The following is a 20635-nucleotide window of genomic DNA, read 5'->3' on the forward strand; positions in this document are numbered from 1 at the left end:
GCAGCGTGCGATCCAGCCGCGCCGCGTGATGGTCTCCGGGACAGGTCGGGCCTGCGCGGACGGGTGGGCCCGCTGGACGGTTTTGCAGCGCGTCGGGGCGGACGCGGCCGAGAGCGGGCCGTTTCGCGCTTGACAAGTATGCTTTCCATGGTGGAAAGCATACGCGTCATGTCTGAAAGCGAGCCGAATCGGGTGCGCGCGGTGCGGGAGGCCCGGGGCCTGTCGCAGACCGAGCTGGCGGCGCTGGCCAGCCTGTCGCGGCAGAGCGTGGGCGCGATCGAGGCCGGGCGGGCCACGCCGGCGGTCGACGTGGCGCTGCGGCTGGCGCGGGCGCTGGACTGCAGGGTCGAGGAGCTGTTCGCGCTCGCCGCCGCGGACGCGCGGATCGAGGCCGAGCCGGCGACGCCGGTGCAGGCCGGGCGCGTCGCGCTGGCGCACCTCGGCGGCCGCTGGATCGCGCATCCGCTGGTCGGCGAGGCGATGCGGCTCGGGGCCGACGCGGTCGTGAGCGGGGCGGGGCGGCGTCGCGGTCGGGTCGAGGTCGAGCTGGTGCGACCGCGCGCCGAGGCGCAGGACAACCTGGTGGTGATGGGCTGCGCGGCGGCCCTGGGCGTGCTTGCCGATCGCCTGAGCGCGCGGGCGGGGGCCGGGCGGGTGGTCTGGCTGCCGCGCTCGAGCACGCAGGCGCTGGCGGCCCTGGCGGCCCAGCACACGCACGTGGCCGGGGTGCATCTGGTCGACGGGCGCACCGGCGAGGCCAACGTGCCCGACGTGCGCCGCCACGCCGCCGGGGCGATCGTGCTGATCACGCTGGCGCGGTGGGAGGCGGGGCTGCTGCTGGCGCCCGGCAATCCGCGGAAGATCCGCGGGGCGGCCGACCTCGGGCGTCGCGGGCTGCGGCTGGTCGCGCGCGAGACCGGCTCGGGTTCGCGGCGGCTGCTCGAGCGCGAGCTGCAGCGCGCCGGCCTGGCGACGACCCTGGCCAGCGCGGCGCCGGTGCGGGCCAGCGGCCACCTCGAGGTCGCGCAGGCGATCGCCAGCGGCGCGGGTGAGGTCGGGGTGGCCACGCGTGACGCCGCGATCGCGTTCGGCCTCGATTTCGTGCCTCTGTGCGAGGAGCGCTACGATCTGGCGATCCCGCAGGCGCTGGTGAACGATCCGCGACTCTTGCGGTTCCTCGACGCGATGACCTCGGCGGCGTTCCGCCGCGAGCTGTCGGCGCTCGGCTACGACGTGCGCGGCTGCGGCGACCGCGTGGCGGAGCTCGATGCCGCCTGACCTTTGGAGCAGATCATGAAGACACGGGTGTTTGCGATGATGGCGGCGCTGGCGGCCTGCGTGCCGCAGGCGACGACGACGGCCAGCGACGGCGAGACGGCCACGGCGGCGACCACGGAGACCGGGACCACCGACGCGGCGCCGACGACTGGCGACACGACCGGGGCGCCGGCCCAGTGCGAGACGTTCCCGCCGTACCGCATCGACGTGCAGGCCGAGCCGAACGGGCTCTACTACCGCGTCGACGAGGCGCGGCTGTACATCGCCGACGACGACAACAACCGGGTGCTGGTGCGCGACGAGGACGAGACGCTCGCGGTGTTCACCGAGATCCCGAACCCCTCGGGCGACCCGGGCTCGGACGGCCTCGGCGACCTCGATTTCGCGGCCGACGGCGCGCTCTACCTGCCGCGCTTCGGCTTCGGCATGCCCGGGCTGGGGGCGATCTTCCGCGTCGCCGCGGACGGCACGGCGGAGGCGATCGCGGGCGTCGACGACGAGTGGCGGCGGGTCGGCCTCGACTACGACGACGCGCGCGGGCTGCTCTACGTGGCCACCTACTCGCGCGACGCCGACGACGTGTACACCGGCTGGATCGCCAGCGTCGATCCGGTCGCCGGCGTCGAGACGATGATCGTCGGCGGCCTGTCCAAGCCGGTCGGGATCGCGGTGCTCGGCGACACCCTGTTCGTCGGCGACCAGGCCCAGCGCCAGCTGTTCAAGCTCGACCTCGAGGCCGCCGCGCCGGCGCTGACGCTGGTGTCGGACGAGTTCGAGTCGCTCGACCTGATGGAGACCACGCCCGACGGGGCGCTGCTGGTGCTGTCCTACGACACCGCCAACAGCACCGGCCGCGTCTATCGCGTGACGCAGGACGGGGCGATCACCACCGTCGCGGAGGGTGACTGGGAGCCGCGCGGGATCGCCTTTGACGGCGTCAGCCGGATCTTCGTGTCGGCCCGCGACACCCAGCAGATCGTGGTCGTGCCGGCCTGCTAGGCGCCCGTGGGACCGATGATGGGCTTCATCGCGGCGGTCGTGCTGGCCGCGCCGGCCGACGAGGTCACCAGCGTGCCGGTGCCCGCGCGGGCCGAGGTCGTGGATGGCGCGAAGGACATGCCCGATGCGGCAGGTTCTCAAGGACATGTCAACAAGGACATGTCCTCGGGGACTGACACGGAGCGCGCGCCGCCCGTGCGGGTGCTCGAGGACCTGCCCGTGAGCCAGACCTCGCCGGCCGGGCCGAAGGCGCCCGCGGTCGTCCCCGGAGCTGTCGCCAAGGACATGCCCCAAAAGTCAGACTCTGCGGCCAGGCCGCTGCGCGAGAGGTTCGAGTTCTTCCCGTACGGGTGGGTCCGCACCGACGCGACCTGGTACTCGGCGCCGCGCGAGGGCTACAGCAACATCAGCCTGGCCGGGGCGCGGCTCGGCGGCGGGGTCGTGGTCGGGCCTGTGACGGCGTTCGTGACGATCGAGGCGGCCCAGGCCAAGGGGCCGCAGCTGTTCGACGCGTTCATCGCCTGGGCCGCGGCGCCGCGGCTGCGGCTGCGCGCGGGCCAGTTCAAGGCGCCGTTCGGGCTCCGCTTCAACGCGCCCGATCTCGTCGACGAGCTGCCGCGGGCGCCGCTGTCGATGCTGGCCGCCACGCCCGGGCGGCAGGTCGGGCTCGAGGTCGCCTACGATTTCTGGCGCTGGGCCGAGGTTACCGCCGCGGTGTTCTCGGGCATCGGCCAGAACCGCGAGGCCAACAACACCAAGATCGCGTTTGCCGGCAAGCTGCAGGTCAACCCGCTGGCGTTCCTGCCGCGCGGGCCGCAGCTGATCCTGGTGGCGTCGGTGTTCGGGTACCACAAGACCAATGGCTTCACGCCGACGGTGACCACCGGGTTCGGCTTCGATTTCTTCCACGGCCTGCCGAGCACCGGGGCGGCGCGCCGCTTCACCGCCGGCGGCGGGCTGTTCTGGCGGTTCCTGTCGGCCCGCGGCGAGTTCTTCTACACCCGCGACTCGCGCGAGCGCGACACCGACGGCGACCCGTTCACGCCCGGCGATCCGCTGCCGCAGCTGATCGGCGCCGGCGGTTACGCGCAGATCGGGGCGGTGGTGACGGGGCAGGACAAGGACCCGGCGACGCTGCTGCCGCGGCTGGCGAGCCGGCGCGTGCGCGACAGCGCGGTCGAGCTGTCGGCCCGCTTCGAGCGCTTCCGCGTCGGCGCCCGCGACGTGGTCGGCAACGGGATCCTTGCGACTTCGGCGGGGATCAACTGGGTGCTGCTGCAACACCTACGGGTGTTCGCGGCGGTGAACTGGCAGCGGCTCGAGACGGCAGTGCCGGAGCTCCCGCAAGCGTCGTCGTGGGGCGTGACGGGCGGGGTGGCCGGCTTCTTCCTCGGCCGCGCCGGCCGCGGCGACTGACCGGCGCGCACAGGGTCTATCAGACATGCTCTCGAGGGCATGTCGTCGAGGACATGTCGCGATGGGCATGTCCTTAGGGTCATCTCGCGCGCCCGCCTGGGCAGCGACATGGCCGCGAAGACATGTTCGATGTTTCATCGATGCTGGCGAATTGTCGCACCTCGGACGCTGAGATTCGGCGCAGGTCGCCTGCAAGCGCGCGTCCGTGCGGCCCCGAGGGGGGATGTCCGGGAGGACAGGTTGTGCAGCGGTTGCGAGGACGCGCGGGGCCGCCCGAACCGGCGCTCGTGGGCGCGTCGGCGGCCCGCGGACGTGTGCATCTGCGTTCGCCGGAAGCCGCCCGGGACACGGCCCAGGCGCGCTCTCGGGCCGCCCGGCGCGCCGCTGGCATGCGGCCGACATGGTGTACCCTGCCGGGCCATGACGCGATGGATGATCGGACCGATGGCCGCGCTGGCGGTGGGTTGTGCACAGGGAGCGCCGCTCGACGGCGACTCCAGCGGGACCCTCGGCACGACCGCGGCCACGGCGATGCCGACCTCGACCGAGCCGACCACCGGGACGGGGCCGACCACCGAGCCGGGCGAGACGACGACGACGAGCACGACTGACGGCGAGACCCTTGCGACGGCGACAGAGACCTCGACGAGCACGACCGACAGCGAGCCGACGGTGCTCGGCGAGTACTACCCGTTCGACGCGGTCCACTCGCCGATCACCGCCGACATCGCGGCGGCCCTGGACGCGATCGCGGCCAAGGGCGTCAAGACCGACGGCGTGTTCGCCAAGGTCGGCGGCTCGTCCACCGCCAGCACCAACTTCATGCACTGCCTCGCCGACGCCATGCAGATCATGGAGCTGCCGGTGGAGCTGCAGCCGACCGTCGATTACTTCAACGCGACGGCGGCGGGGCCGGGCGCGACGTCGTTCAGCCGCGCCAGCCTGGCGGCGATGGCCGGGTGGGGCGCGGCGGACGTGCTGGCGCCGCTGGCGAACGAGGTCACCGAGATCCTGCCGCGCTTCGCCCTCGTGCTGCTCGGCACCGCCGAGCTCGAGGTGCCGCCGCCCGACGGCGTGTTCAACTTCGCCGACAACCTCGTGTCCGTGGTCGACACGCTGATCGCCGGCGGCACCATCCCGATCCTCTCGACCATGCCGAACCGCACCATGCCGGCCGGCATCGACGTCTACGTCCCGCGCTACAACGCCTTTGTCCGGGCGCTCGCGCAGGGCCGCAAGATCCCCCTGATCGACCTCAACCTCGTGCTCGCCGGCCTGCCGGGCTTCGGGCTCGCGGCCGACGGCGTCGACCTCAGCGTCGCGCTCGCCGGCGACATGGTCACGCCGACCCCGTGCGCGTTCGGCTTCTCGGGCACCACCAGCGGCTACAACCGCCGCAACCTGGCGACCGTCGAGGCGCTCGCGCGCGTCAAGCCGGTGGTGGTCGACGGGGCCGCGCCGCCCGACGCGACGGCGCCGCTGCTCATGGGCGCCGGCACGCTGGACGAGCCGATCGTGATCCCGGGCCTGCCGTTCGTCGACATGCGCAGCACCGCCGACAGCCCGAGCGACGCGATCGACAGCTACGCCGGCGCGTGCATGACGATGGGTGAGGACGGGCCCGAGTTCGTGTACGAGCTCAACATCACCGAGGCCACGTCGATCCGCGCGCTGGTGTTCGACCAGGGCACCGTCGACGTCGACCTCCACCTGATGACGCAGACCGACGCGGCGACGTGCGTGAAGCGGGCCGACCGCGAGCTCGAGGGGCCGCTGCAGCCGGGCACCTACTACCTCGCCGTCGACACGCTCGGGACCGCGACGCCCGGCGAGTTCGCCATCGTGGTGCTTTCCGAGGGTTGAGCGCGATCGCGCTCCGGCGCCTGCGTGGCCGCCCGAGGGCCTCCAGTGCAGGGCTGGGGCCGCCTGACCCAAAGAGCAGGCGCCCCGGATCATCCGTGCCGCGGCCCCTCGCCGGGCGGGGGCCGGGGGCCGCGTGCGTCAGGGTGAGAACGGGGCGGACAGCTGTTACAGTGCAGCCCCGAACCCCATGAAGCACGCGCAGGACGAGCTGGTCTGGATCGACGGGACCGGGGCCGCACACCCGCTGGGCGAGGTCGCCACCCAGCGGATGCGCACCCGCGAAGGTGCGTTCCGGGTCATGCCGTCGCCGCGGCACCTGGTGTTCATGCGCTACGTCGGCGCCGACGGCCGCCGCGATCGTGAAGACGGCGCGGTGGTCCGGATCGCCGGCGAAATCACCGGGCCGGGAGCGATGGCCGACGTGATCGCCCTGCTGGCGCAGGTCGGCTGGCGCGGCGAGCTGGTGGTGCAGGACTCCGAGCACGCGCGCAGCCTGTTCTTCGAGCACGGCTCGATCGTCGGCGTGCAGTCGAACGCGGGCGACGAGCTGCTCGGCAACATCGCCTACCGCTTCGGCGTGGTCCACGAGGAGGTGCTCGGCGACGTGCTCATCCGGGCCCGCAAAACCGGCGAGCGGTTCGGCGTGGCGGCGGTGGCGATGGGCGCCCTCAGCGAGGAGCAGGTGCTGAGCCTGCTCGGGCGCCAGGTCGAGGAGGTGGTGTTCTCGGTGCTGATGGCGGACGACGGGCTCTACGCGTTCCTCGACGGCTACGAGGAGTCGCGCCTGCCGTTCCGCCAGGTCCACAGCGCGACGTCGCTGCTGATGCACCTGATCGTGCGCCTCGACGGCATCCGCTACTTCCGCCCGTGGATCCCGTCGTCGCAGTACATCCCGAAGAAGCGGCCCGGCGCGGTCGCCCCGGGCAACGAGGTGCTGGCGCTGTGGAGCGCGATCGACGGGGTGCAGAGCGTCGAGCAGCTCGGCCGCTCGACCGGCCTCGGCGAGTTCCAGGTCACCGAGATGCTGTTCCAGCTGACGCAGTCGCAGCACGTGATCATCCTGCCGCCGCGGCTGCGCGGCGGGGCGGCGGAGGCGGTCGAGCTGGCCAACACGGCGCTGCGGGCGATCCACCAGCGCGCCGACATGGCCGGGCGCGGCACGGTGTTCCGCAACGCGATGGCGGGGTTCGCCCGCGGCTCGTACGACGACCTGTTCCGCGGGGCGGGGCCGTTCGAGCACGGCGGCTTCAACGGGCAGATGATCGACCGCAACGCCAGTCACACCTGCCGCGCCCTCGGCGGCGAGCCGGAGGCGCTGGTGCGGGAGATGATGTACGACTACGTCGCGTTCGCGCTGCTGTCGTGCGGGGCCTCGATCGGCAAGCCCGACGAGCAGGCGCTGAGCCGCGAGGTCGAGCCGCTGCTGGCCAAACTGCGCCCGGCCAGTCAGTCGGGCATGTATCGCCTCACGAAGTGAGCGGCGGGTCGGCGCTCACGGCAGGATTGGCGAGTCGTCGTCGTCGTAGACGTTGCCCTCGATGATCGGGTTGGGGTCGTCGAGGGTCCACGGGCCGTAGCCGTGGTCGCGGCCGAAGCGGTTGTGGAGGATCTGGGTGCCCATCGGCACGGTCTCGCCCTCGCCGCGGATGTTGAGGGTGTAGCCGCCGCCGGCGAACCAGTTGCACTCGAGCACGAGGTCGATGGTGGCGCCGCCGAGGTCGCCGGTCTGCACCGCGGCGTTGCTGGCCCCGGAGATGTCGTTGTGGCGCAGGGTCACGCCGGCGCCGCCGGTCGACTGCACGCCGTCGTTGTGCTCACCCTCGCCGTTGGACAGGTCGTGCACCCAGCAGTCCTCGATCAGGACGTTGCTGTCGGCCTTGAACCCGTCGGCGGTGCCGTGCACGTTGAGCCGCCGCGCGGTGTAGTTGGCGAACGAGATCGCCGCCGTGGCGTCGCCGGACAGGCCCTCGATCTCGCTGTCCTCGACGACGAGGCCGACGTTGTCCTCGTCGAAGTAGCGGATCGGGTAGTAGTCGCTGCTGCGGATCCGTACGTTGCGGATGGTGACGTTGTCGGCGAGCACGGTGATCTCGCCGTCGATGTCGAGGCCCTCGACGACGGCGCCGTCCTCGTCGATCTTGATCGAGCCGCTCGGCACGAGGCGCACGCCCTGCGGCACGCCGGTGTTGTCGGGGCCGGGGCGGGGGCCGTCGCAGGGGCCGAGCGGCTCGCCGGTGGTCGTGCTCGTGGTGTCGGCGGGGTCGCCCGTGGTGGGGTCGCCGGTGGTCGGGGCCGTCGGCTCGGCGGTCGACGTGGTGGTCGCGGGCTCGCTGGTGGCCTCGCTCGTGCCGGTCGAGGTCGGTCCGGCGTCCGAGGTCGAGGTCGCGGTGCCGGCGGTGGTGCCGGGGCCAGCCGTCGTCTCGCCTTCGGTCTCGGACGGCCCGGGCGCGCCTCCGCAGGCCATCCACAGCGTCATGCTCGCAACCCACTTGAAGCTCCGCATCGGCCTGCCCTCCGCGCGGCATCTTCGGCGGGGCGGGGCGAAGCGTCAATCGGGCGCGTCGCGGCGCGAGGGCGCCCGTGACGCCGCCAGACCCCGGCCGGGCTCACCGTGCGGTCTGTCTCCGGGGGCATGTTTAAAAGGACATGCTCTCAGGGACATGCGCGAAAGGGCATGACTCTCAGGGCATGTTGCCGGGATACAGGGCAGTGACGGCGGCGTCGAGGTCGAGCTCGAGCGCGACCGGCTGGTCGTGGTCGAAGGTCTCGAGGTAGCGATCCCAGTCGCAGCGGGCGTTGGCGGCCAGGCGGACGCCGCGGGGTGAGGGCGCCAGGCGGAAGGCGAGGGCGCACACGTCCTGGCCGTTGGGGTAGAGGGTGACGGGACGGTCGAGCAGGGCGCCGACGAGTTCGTCGAGGGCGCGGAGGTCGACGACCACCTCGGCGCCGATCAGGGCCTCGGGCGAGGACGGGCCGGGGATGACGGTGCCGGCCAGCCACAGCGTCTGGCCGGCATGATCCAGCGCGAGGTTCCAGTCGGCCTCGGGCGCGAGGCAGTGATAGACCGTGAGCGAGGCGCTGGCGAAGGTCCAGGTCTGGTCGGCGATCCGGAGCTGACTCATGCGCGTCCATACCACGGACGCGCAAACGCGGGCACCTGGCCGAAGCACCAGGTGCCCGCGGCGGGGTTCGGGGCTCAGTTCGGGCCGGCGCCGCTGCAGGCGCCCGGGTCGGACTGCCACTTGTCGCAGTAGCGGTTGGCGAGCACGGCCCCGCGGCTGCCGCCGAAATCGCCGCAGCCGGCGAAGTCATCGAGGGCGTCGAGGCAGGTCGGGTACTCGTAGTTCACCTCGGCGTCGTCGAGCATCTTGAGGCGCATCTGATCGCCGACACAGACAGCGCCGTCGGGGCCCCACTCGGCCTCGATGCCCCAGTTCTGCAGGGTCGAGGTGGCGGGCGCCTGGATGGTCGGGCTCAGCCCGTCGAACACGTCGATCGGCGTGCCGGTGAAGGTGTGCGGGGTGCCGTCGCCGCAGTAGTCGGCGCGGGCCATGCGGGTGCAGGCCTGGTGGTGATCGGCGAGAGAGACGCCGCCGACGGTGGCCCACGGGCGATAACCCCACTCGACGCACTTGGCGAGCACGGCGTCACGGCAGGCGAAGGTGACGACGCTGGCGTCGTCGTGGCGGTCGCCGGTGGTGGTGTCCCACCAGTTGGCGATGGCGATCGCCTGGGTCGGCTGGCCGTTGTGGTCGTAGCAGAGGCTGCTCCAGGTGTTGGTCTGCGAGTCCTCGACGGAGATGTCGTAGAACCACACGTCACCGTCGGGGTCGGCAGGGTCGAGGTAGATGTCGTCGAAGCGGAGGACGTAGACCTCGCTGCCGCCCACCAGGGTGAGCAGCGAGCCGATGAGGTCGTCGCCGCTGACCTGCTGCGGCGTGCCGTCGACTTCGATGGTGGCGGAGAAGCTGCTGCCGTTGAGGTTGATGCCGTTGAGGTTGATGCCGTTGTACGACCAGGAGTTCATGCGCATCCCGTTGAGGTTGATGCCGTTCATGCGCATGCCGTTGAAGTGTTCGCCGTTCATCTCGGCGGAGTTCAGGGCGAGTCCGTTGCCAACGTCGTTCCGCAGCGTAACTGCGGGTTGAACGTCGTTTTCAACGACATCACAGGCCACAACCGAACCGACCAGTGCCAGCCAAATCCCTCGAGTCATGGGCCCATCTTCTCCTGTCCGAACGACATGATCGAGGTCCTCGGAACGCGCAAGTTGCGGTATTTGGTGCGGACGAACAGCCCCAGCCGTCATCGCTTGCGGCCCGTCACGGGAGCCATGGCGTTCGTGCGTCGTTCGCTTACACCTGGCGGATGCCGCGGGATGCCATGCAACGGCAAACCTCGCGCGGCGCCAAACTCGGAACGAAATCGCGGCGGTGTCACGCGAGACGATTCGCGTCACACCGCCGCGTTCTCTCCGTCCCACATGCTCGCCGCCGCGACATGCAGACGGAGGATTCACCGACTCCGATCGCCGACTCGGGCCGGCCGCCCGCGATCACGCGCCGGAGGCGATCGGCGTGACGTCGGAGGGGATCGGTGCAGCGCGACCAGGCACGATGCCGCGCTCGGCGAAGTCGGCCATGATCTTGTGGGTGCGCTCCATGACCTGCGCCAGCTCGGCGTCGGAGAGACCCTTGGTCTCGATCGGCGCGCCGACGTAGATCGTGATCCTGGACGGCGTGAGCAGGAACGAGCCCTTCTGCATCAGCTCGAACATGCCGTGCGTGGCCAGCGGAATGACGGGGAGGCCGGCGATGCGGGCCATCCAGAACACGCCGCGCTTGAACTCGGCGACCTTGCCGTCGAGCGTGCGGTGAGCCTCGGGGAAGGCGAGGATCGAGATGCCCTTCTTGGCCCGGTCGCGCGCGGCCTCGGCGATGGCGCGGTAGCGGTTGGAACCGGTGGGCACCGGGATGCCGTCGGCGAGCTTCATGATCCAGCCGTACATCGGGACCTTGAACTGCCAGGCGTTCATCAGCCCGCAGAAGGCGTGGGGGATCGAGGCGCAGGCGGCGTGCGCGTCGAGCAGGTTGACGTGATTCATCATGAACACGCCGCGCCGCTCGGGGTCGAAGTCGGGGTCATAGATGATCTCGACCCGCGACAGGGTGATCTTGAGGACCGCGCCCATGCCGGGCCCGCCGATGTAGTTATGGGTCTTGCGCGACGGGACGACGGTGGACACCGCGGCCCACGTGACGGCGACGGCGCCCATCCACACGAAGGAGGCCGACCACGCGACCGCAGAGTAGACGACCTGAGCTGCCTTCTTGATGAAATTGAAAACCATGGGGGTTCACGTCCGGACGTCGAGCGCGCCAGGGACGACCTCGAGCCGGCGCGGGTTGATCTTGATCATCTCGCCGTCGACCATCACGTCGATGTCCTCGGCGAGGCGGAGGTCGAGGCCAGGGGCCTGATAGCAGCGTACGGCCGGGTTGTGGACGTGCGTGCCGCTGAAGATCTTGGGGAAGGTGCGGAGCAGGCCGATGCGGCCGAGATGACCTACGCGGATGATGTCGAGCAGGCCGTCGCGGGTGTTGGCGTCGGGCGCCATCATCATCTTGCCGCCGGTGAAGCGGCTGTTGTTGAAGGAGAGGAAGGTCAGCGGCTCGCGGTCCTCGGGCTGACCGTCGATCTGCATCGGGAAGGTGTAGGACCGCAGCGCGGCGACCCGCAGCACGGTGCTCAGCGTGTAGCCGAACTCGCCGAGGCGGGAGAAGTTGCGGTTGCGGGTGGCGCCGACGTCGGCGACAAAGCCGATGCTGAAGATGTTGATGAAGTGCAGCTCGCCGCGGGTGTGGGTGCAGCGGACGAGGTCGCACGGCCGGGTCTTGCCGGCGATGATGGCGTCGATGGCGTACTCGGCCCCCTGATCGGTGAAGTCGCGCAGGAAGGAGTTGCCGGTCCCGAGCGGCAGCATGCCGAGCGAGGGCCGCTCGCCGGCCGGGAGAGCGCCGGAGAAGATGCCGTTGATCAGCTCGTAGCTGGTGCCGTCGCCGCCGACGGCGATGAAGTGACGACGACCGGCGGCGACAGCCTCGCGCGCGAGCTCGGTGGCCTGGCCGGCGGCCCGCGTCTCGACGACGTCGACCTTGACGCCGGATTGGCGCAGGCGGTCGACGACCGCAGGCGCTCGCTTGCCACACACGCCGCCGCCGGCGGCTGGGTTGACGACTGCGAGGAGGGCGGCAGGATCGTGCATGCGGGCATGCTATCAGGCCCCGGAGGGCCGTGGAGGCATCAGGCCCGGAGGGCCGTGGGGACGGTGCGGCGAGAGGTGGCGAGCAGAGGCGGGCGTGAGCCGGGCGGCGCGGCCGCGGCGGCTCACAGCTCGCGCAGGGCGGCGTCGCGGCCGAGCGGCCTCAGCTCGGCGGCGAGCGGGTCGCGCTTGATCTTCTGCGAGGCGGTGCGCGGGAATTCGTGGTCCCACAGCACGTAGGCGGAGATCCGCTTGTAGTCGGCGAGCTTGAGGTTGCGCCGACGGAAGGCCTCGACGAGCGCGGCCCGAGCGGCCTCGTCTGCGCCCGCCTTGGGGCGCACGACGACGACGAGCTGCTCGTCGGTGAGCTTGCCGGTCGGCCACACGTAGTTGGCCGCGAACACGCAGAACTCCTCGCAGTCGTCGATGTCGCCGAAGGCGGCCTCGATGTCCTCGGGGTAGACGTTCTTGCCGCCCTCGGTGACGATCATGTTCTTGGTGCGGCCGACCAGCTTGAGGTGACCGGCGGCGTCGAGCTTGCCGAGGTCGCCGGTGCGCAACCAGCCGTCGACGAGGGCCTCGCGCGTCAGCTCGGGCGCGTCGAGGTAGCCGAGCATGACGGTCGGTCCGCGCACCCACACCTCGCCGACGCCGCTGGCGTTGACGTCGCGCAGCTCGAGCTCGGTGCCCTCGACGGGCTTGCCGACGCTGTCGCCGCGGAACGGCTTGAGGTCGTTGACGGTGAGCACGGTGCCGGCCTCGGTGAGGCCGTAGCCGATGGCGACCGGCAGGCCGAGGCGGTTGAAGTACTCGGCGCTGCCGCGGTCGACGAAGCCGCCGCCGCAGACCATGAGCCGCAGCTTGCCGCCGAAGTACTCGTGGATCGGCGCGAGCAAGGTCTTGCTGAGCCCGTGGTTGGGCGCCTGGCGGGTGGCGTACTCGTTCACGTCCATGAGGCCGTCGAGCACGAGCCGCTGCCAGGTGGGCAGCTCGGCGATCTTGTCCTTGATCTTCTTCTCGAGGGTCTTGAGGATCGTCGGCACCAGCGCCATGTGGGTGATGCCGTAGCGCTTCATGGTGCTGGCCAGGTAGGCCGGCCGCAGGGTGCGCTGGTGGACCACGGCGCCGCCCATCATCAGCGCGAGCAAGAAGCCGCACATGAAGTCGATGGCGTGGTTGGTCGGGAGGATCGAGAAGTAACGATCGCCGTCGCTCAGCGGGTAGAGGTTGCCGAGGGTCTCGGCCTGGGCGAGGTAGTTGGCGTGCGTCAGCTGGCAACCCTTGGGGGTGCCGCCGGTGCCCGAGGAGTAGACGATGCAGGCGACGTCCTCGCGGGCGCGCGGGTGGTAGGTGAAACCTGCCCCTGCGGACAGGTCCTCCCAGCGCAGGGCGCGGCCGACGGCGGCGCCCTCGGGCGCCTCGGTGACGATGACGAGGGTGCGCTCGAAGATCGCCGGATCCTCGCGCTGCAGCTTGTCCCACGCCGGCCACTCGGCGAGCACGACGCGGGGGCGGCAGTGGGCGAGCAGGGCGTGCTGCTCGGGCGCGGTCAGCTTGTAGTCGATCGGGACCAGGACGGCGCCGGCCCACAGGGCCCCGGTCGCGCCGATCAGCCACTTCGACTGGTTCTGCATGACGATCGCGCAGCGATCGCCGGGGCCGAAGCCGTGGACCTGCAGGCCGGCGGCGAACCGCTGAGCGGCGACCCGCAGCTCGGCGAAGGTGTGGCGCGAGTTCTCGCGGTGGCGATCGGCCTCGATCAGCGCGGTCCGACTCTTGTACGTGATGGTGGCGTCACGCAGCGCCTCGCCGAGGCAGGACAGCTTTCCCAGGTCGAGCATCTAGCGCCTCGCGTCGATCTTCTGCGCCAGGGCGGCGAACGTCTTGATGCCCTGCAGCTCGTAGTCGGGCAGCTCGACGTCGAACTCGTCCTCGACGTCGGAGATGAGCTCGACGGCCTGGAAGCTGTCGATGCCGAGGTTCTCGAACAGGTCGTCCTCGGCGCGGAGCTTGGCCGGGTCGGCGCCGAAGCGCTTGGCGGCGAGACGGATGAGGGTGCCTACGGTGTCGCTCATGGCAGGTACGGTCTCAGGTCGGTGGACTCGACGAAGCGCTGGAGGGCGGCCAGCAGGGCCGGACCCTCGGCGAGGCGGACGAACAGCTCGCGCTCGGCGAGCAGCTCGTCCTTCGGGAGCTTCTTGATGAAGGCCTTGGCGGCCTTGCGCGCGGTGGGATCGAACTTGCCGGTCTGGGCCGCGAGCGCGCGCGCGGCGGTGAGGCCCTCGCCGCTGGCGACGACCTGGCTGACGAGGCCGGCGGCCTGGGCCCGCTTGGCGTTGATGCTGCGGCCGCTGAGCAGGAGGTCGCGGATGAGGCCGTTGCCGACGTCGCGGCGCAGGCGAGGGATGCCGCCGAAGCCGGGGATGATGCCGAGGCGCAGCTCGGGGAAGCAGAAGCGGGCGGTCTTCTCGGCGATGAGGACGTCGCAGGTGAGCGCGAGCTCGAAGCCGCCGCCGAAGCAGATGCCGTGCACGACGCCGACGGTGGTCAGCGGCAGCATGTCGAGGTCGTCCATGACGCCGTGGATGGCGTCGATGAACTGGCGCAGCTGCGGGCCGTGCTGGTCCCGGGGCGCGTCGCTGAGGCCGCGGTGCAGCTCACGCAGGTCGGCGCCGGCGCAGAAGCCCTGGCGCAGGCCGCTGCGCACGATCAGGGTGTGCGCGGCCGGATCGACCTGGTCGAGGAAGCGCCGCAGCCCGGCGAGCATGCCGGTGCCGATCTCGTTGCACGGCGGCGCAGCGAGGGTCAGCTCGTAGACGCCTTCGCTGTAGGTCCAGTCGATCATGACGCGTAGACCTTGTCGATCTCGGCGCGGTAGCGCTGCTCGACGGCGCGGCGGCGCAGCTTCTGGTTGGCGGTCAGCAGGGCGTTCTCGATCGTGAACGGCTCGGCGACGCGGACGAAGCCGCGGACCTTCTTGTAGTGCGGGACGCTGGCGTTGACGACCTCGAGCGCGGCGTCGATCGCCTCCTTGGGCACGTCGCCGGGCACGATGATGCTGAGGTACGGCCGCGCGTGGCCGACGAGCATGCACTGCTCGGCCTTCGGGCACGCCGCGAGGAACTTCTCCTCGATCGGCTCGGGGGCGATGTTGTGGCCCGACTCGGGGACGAGGATGTTCTTGACGCGGCCGATGATGCGGACGTTGCCGGTGGCGTCGAGGTCGCCCTGGTCGCCGGTGTGGAACCAGCCGTCCTTGATGGCCTCGGCGGTGGCCTGCTCGCGGCCCCAGTAGCCGGCGAAGATGCCAGGGCCGCGCACCAGCAGCTCACCCTCGTCGGAGATCTTGATCTCGCAGCCGCCGATGGCGTGGCCGACGTAGCCGGGGCGCACGCCGCCGGGCTGGTCCATGGTGACGATCGCGGTGGTCTCGGTGAGGCCGTAGACCTGGTAGACCTGCACGCCGACCAGCTCGAACCACCACTGCGTCTCCTCGGCCAGCGCCGCCGAGCCGCAGATCAGGAACTCGAGGCTGGGGCCGATCTGCTGCTTGATCTTGCTGAAGACCAGCTTCTTGGCGGCGGCCAGAGTGAGCTTGTCGACGAGGCTCGCCTTGCCCTCGCGCACGGCGCGGAAGGCCGCCTGGCCGCGGTTATAGAGGGCGAGGGCGAGGCCGCCGCGCTCGCCGATCTTCTTGCCGACGCCGGTCTTGATCCGCTCGAGCACCGCGGGGACGTTGAGGTAGTAGTGCGGGTCGGCGGCGCCCATCTCGGCGACGAGCTGCTGCAGGTCGGTCGACAGCAGCAGCGGGTTGCCGCGGTACAGCTGCGTCCACAGCATGATGCGCGAGCCGGCGAAGCAGAACGGCAGGAAGTGGAACACCTTGTCGGCCCGCTGCCCGCCGGTGATGCGGTCGACGCTGCTGCGGGTCTGCGGCAGCATGTAGTCGACGTTGGCGCGGGTGAGGACGACGCCCTTGGGCTCGCCGCTGGTGCCGGAGGTGTAAATGATGGTGACCGGGTCGGCGGGCGCGACCGGGCGCGGGGGCTCGTGCACGGGCTCGCCGCGGAGGACGTCGTGGAGGTCCTCGATCGGGCAGTGCTCGGGCCAGGCGTCGCGCAGGCCGGCGGCGAGCTCGGGGCCGTCGGCGACGACCAGCACCGGCGCGCAGTCCTTGACCATCACCGCCAGCTCCTTGGGATCCTGGCGGCTGTAGAGCGGGACGACGATGGCGCCCTCGAACAGGATGGCGAGGTCGGCGGCGATCCAGCGCGCCGAGTTGGGCGCGAGCAGGGCGACGCGGTCGCCGGGCTTGACGCCGCGGCCGCGGAGGAAGCCGCGCGCGTGAGCGACGAGGTGCAGCAGCTGCGCGGCCGAGGTGGGCCGGCGCTCCTTGCCGTGGAGCTCGACGAGGAGCTGGTCCTCGCGGGTCTTCTGGATCGCGGCGTGGATGACTTCGAGGAAGTTGTCGCTCATGCGTGGCGGTCCAGCAGGCGCTGCACGTTGGCCGGCAGCGGCGGGAGGTGGGCTTCCCAGGTGCGCGGCAGGTCGCGCCGGGGGAACTGGGGATAGACGCGCACGACCTCGTCCATGAAGTCGATGCCCATCTGGCCCATGAGCCGCAGCTGGGCCGGGACGGCGCGGGCGATGTCGGCGCTGATGCCCTCGGCGTCGCGCCACAAGCGGCGCAGGGTGTGCAGCAGCTTGTCGCCGAGGCCCTCCTCGTCGACCTCGAAGAACATGTCGGGGTGGCCGCGATCGTTCATGAGGTTGCGGATGCGCTCGTCCATGGTGACGCCGGCGGACGGCACGAGGCCGGGCATCGAGGTGACGATCGCGTGGAAGCGCGAGCTGATCATCATGCTGCAGTTGCGCAGCACGCTGACGAGGTCGTACATGTCGTGCTCGTCGCTGATGAACAGCGCGCCGCCGCGGTCGAGCCGGGGCAGCAGGTCCTCGCAGGCATGGCGATCGAGCTGCTCCATGCCGACGAGGATGGTGAAGAAGTCGCGCTCCTGGGCGAACGCGTTGACGCCGTCGGCCAGGGCCTGGATGTACGCGTTGTACTTCTTGTCGGCCGACTCGCTGTGGTGGTGGAAGTAAAAGGCGCTGTAGTGCTCGTGCTTGTACTGACCGCCGAGCTTGTAGGCGGCGTACTTGAGCAGGTCGGGCTTGACCGGCCACCAGAACGGGTTGATCGGGCAGACGACGAGGACCTTCTGGCGGCCGTCCCAGCCGGCTTCGCGCAGCAGTTGGGCGCCGCGCGACAGCGGCGCGGGGTCGAAGGTCCAGGCGGTGTCGGCACCGGAGGTGGTGCGGATGCCGAGCTCGCCGAGGACGTTGCGCGAGGGCTCGTTGCGGCAGATGACCAGAGACTTCTTGCAGGCGTCGCGCACGAAGTCGCGGAGCGCCGGGGTCATGTTGCCGGCCTCGGCGCCGTAGCCGACGCTGACCTTGTTCTCGGCGTTGGCCAGCCCGAGCGCGCCGGCCATGAAGCAGGTCAGCGCGCTGGCGAACTTCGACTTGAACATCGAGCCCTCGCAGGCGATGACGCCGTGGTGCTTGGGCACCTCGGTGGCGAGGAACTTCGGGAACACCGCCGGCATCTCGATCTGATGCACGGTCCGGAAGTAGCCGCGCGTCAGCTGCTCGTCGACGGTCATGATCGACAGCTCGAGGTCGTCGTCGCCGACGACGTGACGCAGCTGGCGGATCATCTCCTCGACGCGGACGTCGGCGCCGGTGTTGCGCGTGCCGACGTAGCCGGCGAGCAGCAGCTTGAGCGGCTTGCCCGGCTTCCACAGCTCGGGCGACATGCCGAGGACGTGGCGGACGGCGACGCCCTCGATGGCGGCGGCGACGGTGGCCTGCAGGGCGCGGTCGGGGTCGACGACGTCCTTGACCTTGTCCCAGATCTTGCTGGTGGTCTTCTTGACGGGTGCGCTCTTGGACATGTTCGAAGGGCTAGGCTACCTGCCGCACCTGGGCGCCGCCGGGCCAGGGCTTGTACGGGTAGCTGAAGTTGTTGTCGACCGCGAAGCGGTAGAGGCCGTAGGCGTAGCGGTCGAACGGCGCCGGCGCTTCGCCGAGAGCGTCGACGACCCGGCGGTTGTCGAACACGGTGTCGAAGGTCAAGTAAGGCAGGAACACCTTGAGCAGCGAGGCGGGCAGCGACAGGCCCCAGCCGCGCGGGGTGTTGGAGGCGGTCTCGACGACGCGGTTGAAGGCGCCGTTGAGGCCGGGGACGAAGCGGTGCTTGACCGGGTGGCCGGCGCGCCGCATGGCGTCGACGACCTGGCGGTAGGTCAGCGAGGCGGTGCCCGAGCTGAGGCTGTAGGCGTCGTGCTCGAGCTTGTCGCGCTGGTGGAGGGTGACGATCGCCTTGGACACGTAGTCGGCCGGGACGATGTCGAGCCGCCAGTCGGGGTGGAACGGCAGCACCGGCAGCTTGGCGAGCATGACGAAGGCCCGCACCATGTCGAACTGCACGGTCTCGGGGAACCGGCTGTCGCCGAGCACGATCGACGGGCGCAGGACCAGCTGCTGCACGTCGGGCAGCAGCTCGTGCAGCATGTGCTCGCAGAACTTCTTGGTCCGCGCGTACGGGTCGTAGTCGGACTTGTCCCAGTCGATCGTGTTGTCCTCGGTGACGACCTCGTGCTTGCGCTCGCCGGCGACCGCGACCGTGCTGATGTCGGTGAAGCGGCGCAGGCCGTGCAGGTCCCGGGCGTCGCGCGCGAGCTTGAGGACGCTCAGCGTGCCGCGCAGGTTGACGTTGAAGCACGCCTTGGACGACTTGCGGTTGAGCGACGCGGCGCAGTGGATGACCGAGTCCATGGTCCGGACCAGCCGCTCGCGCGCCTCGGCCTCGAGGCCGAGGCCGGGGAAGGTCAGGTCGCCGAGGTAGAGGTCGCAGCGGGTGCGGACGAGGTCGAGGAAGCGCGGGAAGTCCATGTGCAGCTGCATGGACTTCCACAGCCGCTGCTCGGCCTCGGCCGGGTCCTTGGCGCGGACGAGGAGGGCCAGCCGCTCGCTCGGGTACTCGTCGAGCAGGCCGGCGGCGACGTACGAGCCGATGTATCCGGTGGCTCCGGTGAGGAAGATGGCCATGATGTCAGACGACCTCGGCGTGGGGCGCGGGCGCGGCCTCGGGGGAGCGCAGGCGGAAGGGGTGGCGCGGAGCGTAGCTCTCGGGGGTCTTGTTCTCGAACAGCGGGAAGCACCACTTGCGCAGCCCGGGGATGTGGACGTCGATCCAGTAGTGGCGCCAGTCGATGCTGCGCGGGTCGCAGTCCCACTCGGGCTCGAGCACGGGGTGCCGCAGCAGGTTGCGGGTCACGAACGCGAAGTGGTTGTCGTGGATGAACGGCAGGTAGAGCTCGCACATGCGCTCGATCTTGTCGATCGACTCGAGCGCGCCCTCGGTGTGCTCGACGAGGTCGCCGAGGCGGCGGCGCACGAACTCCGGCCAGCCCTTCGGCGGGTCGCGCAGCCACTCGTCGACCGACTCGGTCATCTTGCGGATGTTCTCGATCCGCATCGGGTGCTCGGGCGTGACGGCGATCGCGTCCCAGCGCGACTTGACGACCCGATCGAGGGTGGTGTCGCCGCGGGTGCGGAGGTGCTTGCGGTGGGCCAGCGCGACCAGCTCGACGGCGCGGTCGATGGTCAGCAGGTTGAGGTCGGAGCTGCCGCTCTGGTAGACCGGCGCGTGCTCGCCCCGCATCAGCGCGGCGCCGGCGACGGTCATGCCGCGGCAGACGTAGTCGACGGGGATGATGTCGAACGGGTTGCCGCGCTTGCACGGCAGGTGGCGGAACCAGCTGCCGAGCGCGTAGCTCAGCGGGCCGCAGGTGTTGAAGCCCTGGTTCCACCCGGGGAACGGGTAGCTCATCGAGCTCTCGACGATCGCCGGGCGGAACATGGTCCAGCGGCCGGGATCGAGGCGGCGGGCGATCCACGCCTCGGCCATGCTCTTGGTGAACGTGTAGATGTTGGTGAAGCCCCAGCGGCCGGCGCGGCGCTGGCCCTCGGCGACCATCGCGTCCTTGAGCAGGTTGCGCTTGATCCGGCGGGCGGTGTTGCGCACCAACATCGCGTTGTTCTCGTCGCCGCCCTTGTCGCGGATCTGCTTGACCGCGTCGTCGTGGGCGCGCTTGTCCATCTCGGGCGACTCGTGCTCGGCGAGGATGGCCTCGATGCTGGCCTGGATCTCGACGGACTCGGCCTCGACGTCGAACGGGTCGCCGGACGGCGAGAGGTCGGGGCGGATCTCCTCGGGGATGAGGCCGTTGCGCTTGCCGGTGACGTAGCAGGTCGAGACGTGCAGCATCACCGCCTTGTCGCAGGCGGCGACGAAGTTGGCGGCGTTGCGGGCACCCTCGACGTTGGTCGTCATGGCGTCGCGCAGGTCGGGGTCGAAGTCGACGAGGCCGGCGCAGTTGATGACGAGGTCGATGTCGCGGCGCAGGCGGGCCAGCACCTCGGGGTCCTCGACGCCCATGTCGGGCAGCGAGACGTCGCCGGACACGACCTCGATGCGCTCGCTGATGAAGCGGCTCATCTCGGGGCCGTACTTCTCGTGCAGCGGGCGGAAGCAGGGCGAGGTCTGGACCTGGCGCTCGAACCGGTCGGCGGCCGGGCGCAGGGCCTTCTTGCGGGTGAGCACGTAGACCTTGCCGATGTCCGGCACGTGCTGCAGCAGCATCGCCAGCCAGACCTTGCCGAGGAAGCCGGTGACTCCGGTGAGCAGGACGTGGCGGCCGGCGTAGCTGTGCTTGATCGAGAGCGGCGTGTTCACGGGTGTCCTCCGGTTCC

At 70.7% G+C, this 20635-nt stretch carries 17 protein-coding genes; 5 read left to right on the forward strand and 12 right to left on the reverse strand.

Features of this window, described 5'->3' with window-relative positions:
* Positions 1-168 precede the first annotated feature (168 nt).
* The 5 genes from POL25_RS37565 to POL25_RS37585 all read left to right on the forward strand — a co-directional run bounded on the left by POL25_RS37565 (position 169) and on the right by POL25_RS37585 (position 7033).
* Entirely contained in the window at positions 169-1278 is a 1110-nt protein-coding gene (locus tag POL25_RS37565) for an XRE family transcriptional regulator (protein ID WP_272091199.1), read from the forward strand.
* Positions 1279-1293: 15 nt separating this feature from the next.
* The gene (locus POL25_RS37570) at positions 1294-2277 is read left to right on the forward strand and encodes an NHL repeat-containing protein (RefSeq protein ID WP_272091200.1); all 984 of its coding nucleotides are present in this window, start codon (positions 1294-1296) and stop codon (positions 2275-2277) included.
* Between the two features lie 15 nt (positions 2278-2292).
* Entirely contained in the window at positions 2293-3693 is a 1401-nt protein-coding gene (locus tag POL25_RS37575) for a putative porin (protein WP_272091201.1), read from the forward strand.
* A 420-nt stretch (positions 3694-4113) separates the two neighbouring features.
* Positions 4114-5556: an SGNH/GDSL hydrolase family protein gene (locus POL25_RS37580; RefSeq protein WP_272091202.1), complete on the forward strand. Its 1443-nt coding sequence runs from the start codon at positions 4114-4116 to the stop codon at positions 5554-5556.
* 187 nt (positions 5557-5743) lie between these two features.
* A complete protein-coding gene (locus POL25_RS37585) occupies positions 5744-7033 on the forward strand; it encodes a DUF4388 domain-containing protein (RefSeq protein ID WP_272091203.1) in 1290 nt (429 codons plus the stop codon).
* 15 nt (positions 7034-7048) lie between these two features.
* On the opposite strand, the gene POL25_RS37590 is transcribed toward POL25_RS37585, so the two are convergent.
* The 12 genes from POL25_RS37590 to POL25_RS37645 all read right to left on the reverse strand — a co-directional run bounded on the left by POL25_RS37590 (position 7049) and on the right by POL25_RS37645 (position 20618).
* A complete protein-coding gene (locus POL25_RS37590) occupies positions 7049-8059 on the reverse strand; it encodes a right-handed parallel beta-helix repeat-containing protein (RefSeq protein WP_272091204.1) in 1011 nt (336 codons plus the stop codon).
* Positions 8060-8237: 178 nt separating this feature from the next.
* Complete coding sequence (locus POL25_RS37595; RefSeq protein WP_272091205.1) at positions 8238-8678, reverse strand: hypothetical protein; 441 nt, start codon at positions 8676-8678, stop codon at positions 8238-8240.
* 74 nt (positions 8679-8752) lie between these two features.
* Positions 8753-9643 (reverse strand): ADYC domain-containing protein, encoded by an 891-nt coding sequence (locus POL25_RS37600; RefSeq protein WP_272091206.1) that lies wholly within the window; start codon positions 9641-9643, stop codon positions 8753-8755.
* Positions 9644-10111: 468 nt separating this feature from the next.
* Positions 10112-10906, reverse strand: coding sequence for a lysophospholipid acyltransferase family protein (locus POL25_RS37605; RefSeq protein ID WP_272091207.1), 795 nt, complete (start codon positions 10904-10906; stop codon positions 10112-10114).
* Positions 10907-10912: 6 nt separating this feature from the next.
* Positions 10913-11821, reverse strand: coding sequence for a diacylglycerol/lipid kinase family protein (locus POL25_RS37610; protein ID WP_272091208.1), 909 nt, complete (start codon positions 11819-11821; stop codon positions 10913-10915).
* 122 nt (positions 11822-11943) lie between these two features.
* Positions 11944-13659, reverse strand: coding sequence for an AMP-binding protein (locus POL25_RS37615; protein WP_272091209.1), 1716 nt, complete (start codon positions 13657-13659; stop codon positions 11944-11946).
* The gene (locus tag POL25_RS37620; RefSeq protein WP_272091210.1) at positions 13660-13893 is read right to left on the reverse strand and encodes an acyl carrier protein; all 234 of its coding nucleotides are present in this window, start codon (positions 13891-13893) and stop codon (positions 13660-13662) included. It lies immediately after the preceding gene.
* A complete protein-coding gene (locus tag POL25_RS37625) occupies positions 13890-14663 on the reverse strand; it encodes an enoyl-CoA hydratase/isomerase family protein (RefSeq protein ID WP_272091211.1) in 774 nt (257 codons plus the stop codon). The genes POL25_RS37620 and POL25_RS37625 overlap by 4 nt, the downstream gene beginning before the upstream one ends.
* Positions 14660-16294: an AMP-dependent synthetase/ligase gene (locus POL25_RS37630; RefSeq protein WP_272091212.1), complete on the reverse strand. Its 1635-nt coding sequence runs from the start codon at positions 16292-16294 to the stop codon at positions 14660-14662. The genes POL25_RS37625 and POL25_RS37630 overlap by 4 nt, the downstream gene beginning before the upstream one ends.
* On the reverse strand, positions 16291-17772 hold the full coding sequence (locus POL25_RS37635; RefSeq protein WP_272091213.1) for a polysaccharide pyruvyl transferase family protein: 1482 nt from the start codon (positions 17770-17772) through the stop codon (positions 16291-16293). The genes POL25_RS37630 and POL25_RS37635 overlap by 4 nt, the downstream gene beginning before the upstream one ends.
* A gap of 10 nt (positions 17773-17782) precedes the next feature.
* Positions 17783-18928 (reverse strand): SDR family oxidoreductase, encoded by a 1146-nt coding sequence (locus POL25_RS37640; RefSeq protein WP_272091214.1) that lies wholly within the window; start codon positions 18926-18928, stop codon positions 17783-17785.
* 4 nt (positions 18929-18932) lie between these two features.
* Positions 18933-20618: an SDR family oxidoreductase gene (locus tag POL25_RS37645; protein WP_272091215.1), complete on the reverse strand. Its 1686-nt coding sequence runs from the start codon at positions 20616-20618 to the stop codon at positions 18933-18935.
* Positions 20619-20635: the final 17 nt, after the last annotated feature.

The sequence above is a fragment of the Nannocystis bainbridge genome, from assembly GCF_028368995.1.
Taxonomy (GTDB): Bacteria; Myxococcota_A; Polyangia; order Nannocystales; family Nannocystaceae; genus Nannocystis; species Nannocystis bainbridge.

Coding starts and splice junctions, on each gene's coding strand:
- POL25_RS37640 (WP_272091214.1), bottom strand. CDS start 18,928: ATGGCCATCTTCCTCACCGGAGCCACCGGATACATCGGCTCGTACGTC.
- POL25_RS37630 (WP_272091212.1), bottom strand. CDS start 16,294: ATGAGCGACAACTTCCTCGAAGTCATCCACGCCGCGATCCAGAAGACC.
- POL25_RS37635 (WP_272091213.1), bottom strand. CDS start 17,772: ATGTCCAAGAGCGCACCCGTCAAGAAGACCACCAGCAAGATCTGGGAC.
- POL25_RS37570 (WP_272091200.1), top strand. CDS start 1,294: ATGAAGACACGGGTGTTTGCGATGATGGCGGCGCTGGCGGCCTGCGTG.
- POL25_RS37565 (WP_272091199.1), top strand. CDS start 169: ATGTCTGAAAGCGAGCCGAATCGGGTGCGCGCGGTGCGGGAGGCCCGG.
- POL25_RS37595 (WP_272091205.1), bottom strand. CDS start 8,678: ATGAGTCAGCTCCGGATCGCCGACCAGACCTGGACCTTCGCCAGCGCC.
- POL25_RS37620 (WP_272091210.1), bottom strand. CDS start 13,893: ATGAGCGACACCGTAGGCACCCTCATCCGTCTCGCCGCCAAGCGCTTC.
- POL25_RS37585 (WP_272091203.1), top strand. CDS start 5,744: ATGAAGCACGCGCAGGACGAGCTGGTCTGGATCGACGGGACCGGGGCC.
- POL25_RS37610 (WP_272091208.1), bottom strand. CDS start 11,821: ATGCACGATCCTGCCGCCCTCCTCGCAGTCGTCAACCCAGCCGCCGGC.
- POL25_RS37625 (WP_272091211.1), bottom strand. CDS start 14,663: ATGATCGACTGGACCTACAGCGAAGGCGTCTACGAGCTGACCCTCGCT.
- POL25_RS37575 (WP_272091201.1), top strand. CDS start 2,293: ATGATGGGCTTCATCGCGGCGGTCGTGCTGGCCGCGCCGGCCGACGAG.
- POL25_RS37580 (WP_272091202.1), top strand. CDS start 4,114: ATGACGCGATGGATGATCGGACCGATGGCCGCGCTGGCGGTGGGTTGT.
- POL25_RS37590 (WP_272091204.1), bottom strand. CDS start 8,059: ATGCGGAGCTTCAAGTGGGTTGCGAGCATGACGCTGTGGATGGCCTGC.
- POL25_RS37600 (WP_272091206.1), bottom strand. CDS start 9,643: ATGAACGGCGAACACTTCAACGGCATGCGCATGAACGGCATCAACCTC.
- POL25_RS37615 (WP_272091209.1), bottom strand. CDS start 13,659: ATGCTCGACCTGGGAAAGCTGTCCTGCCTCGGCGAGGCGCTGCGTGAC.
- POL25_RS37605 (WP_272091207.1), bottom strand. CDS start 10,906: ATGGTTTTCAATTTCATCAAGAAGGCAGCTCAGGTCGTCTACTCTGCG.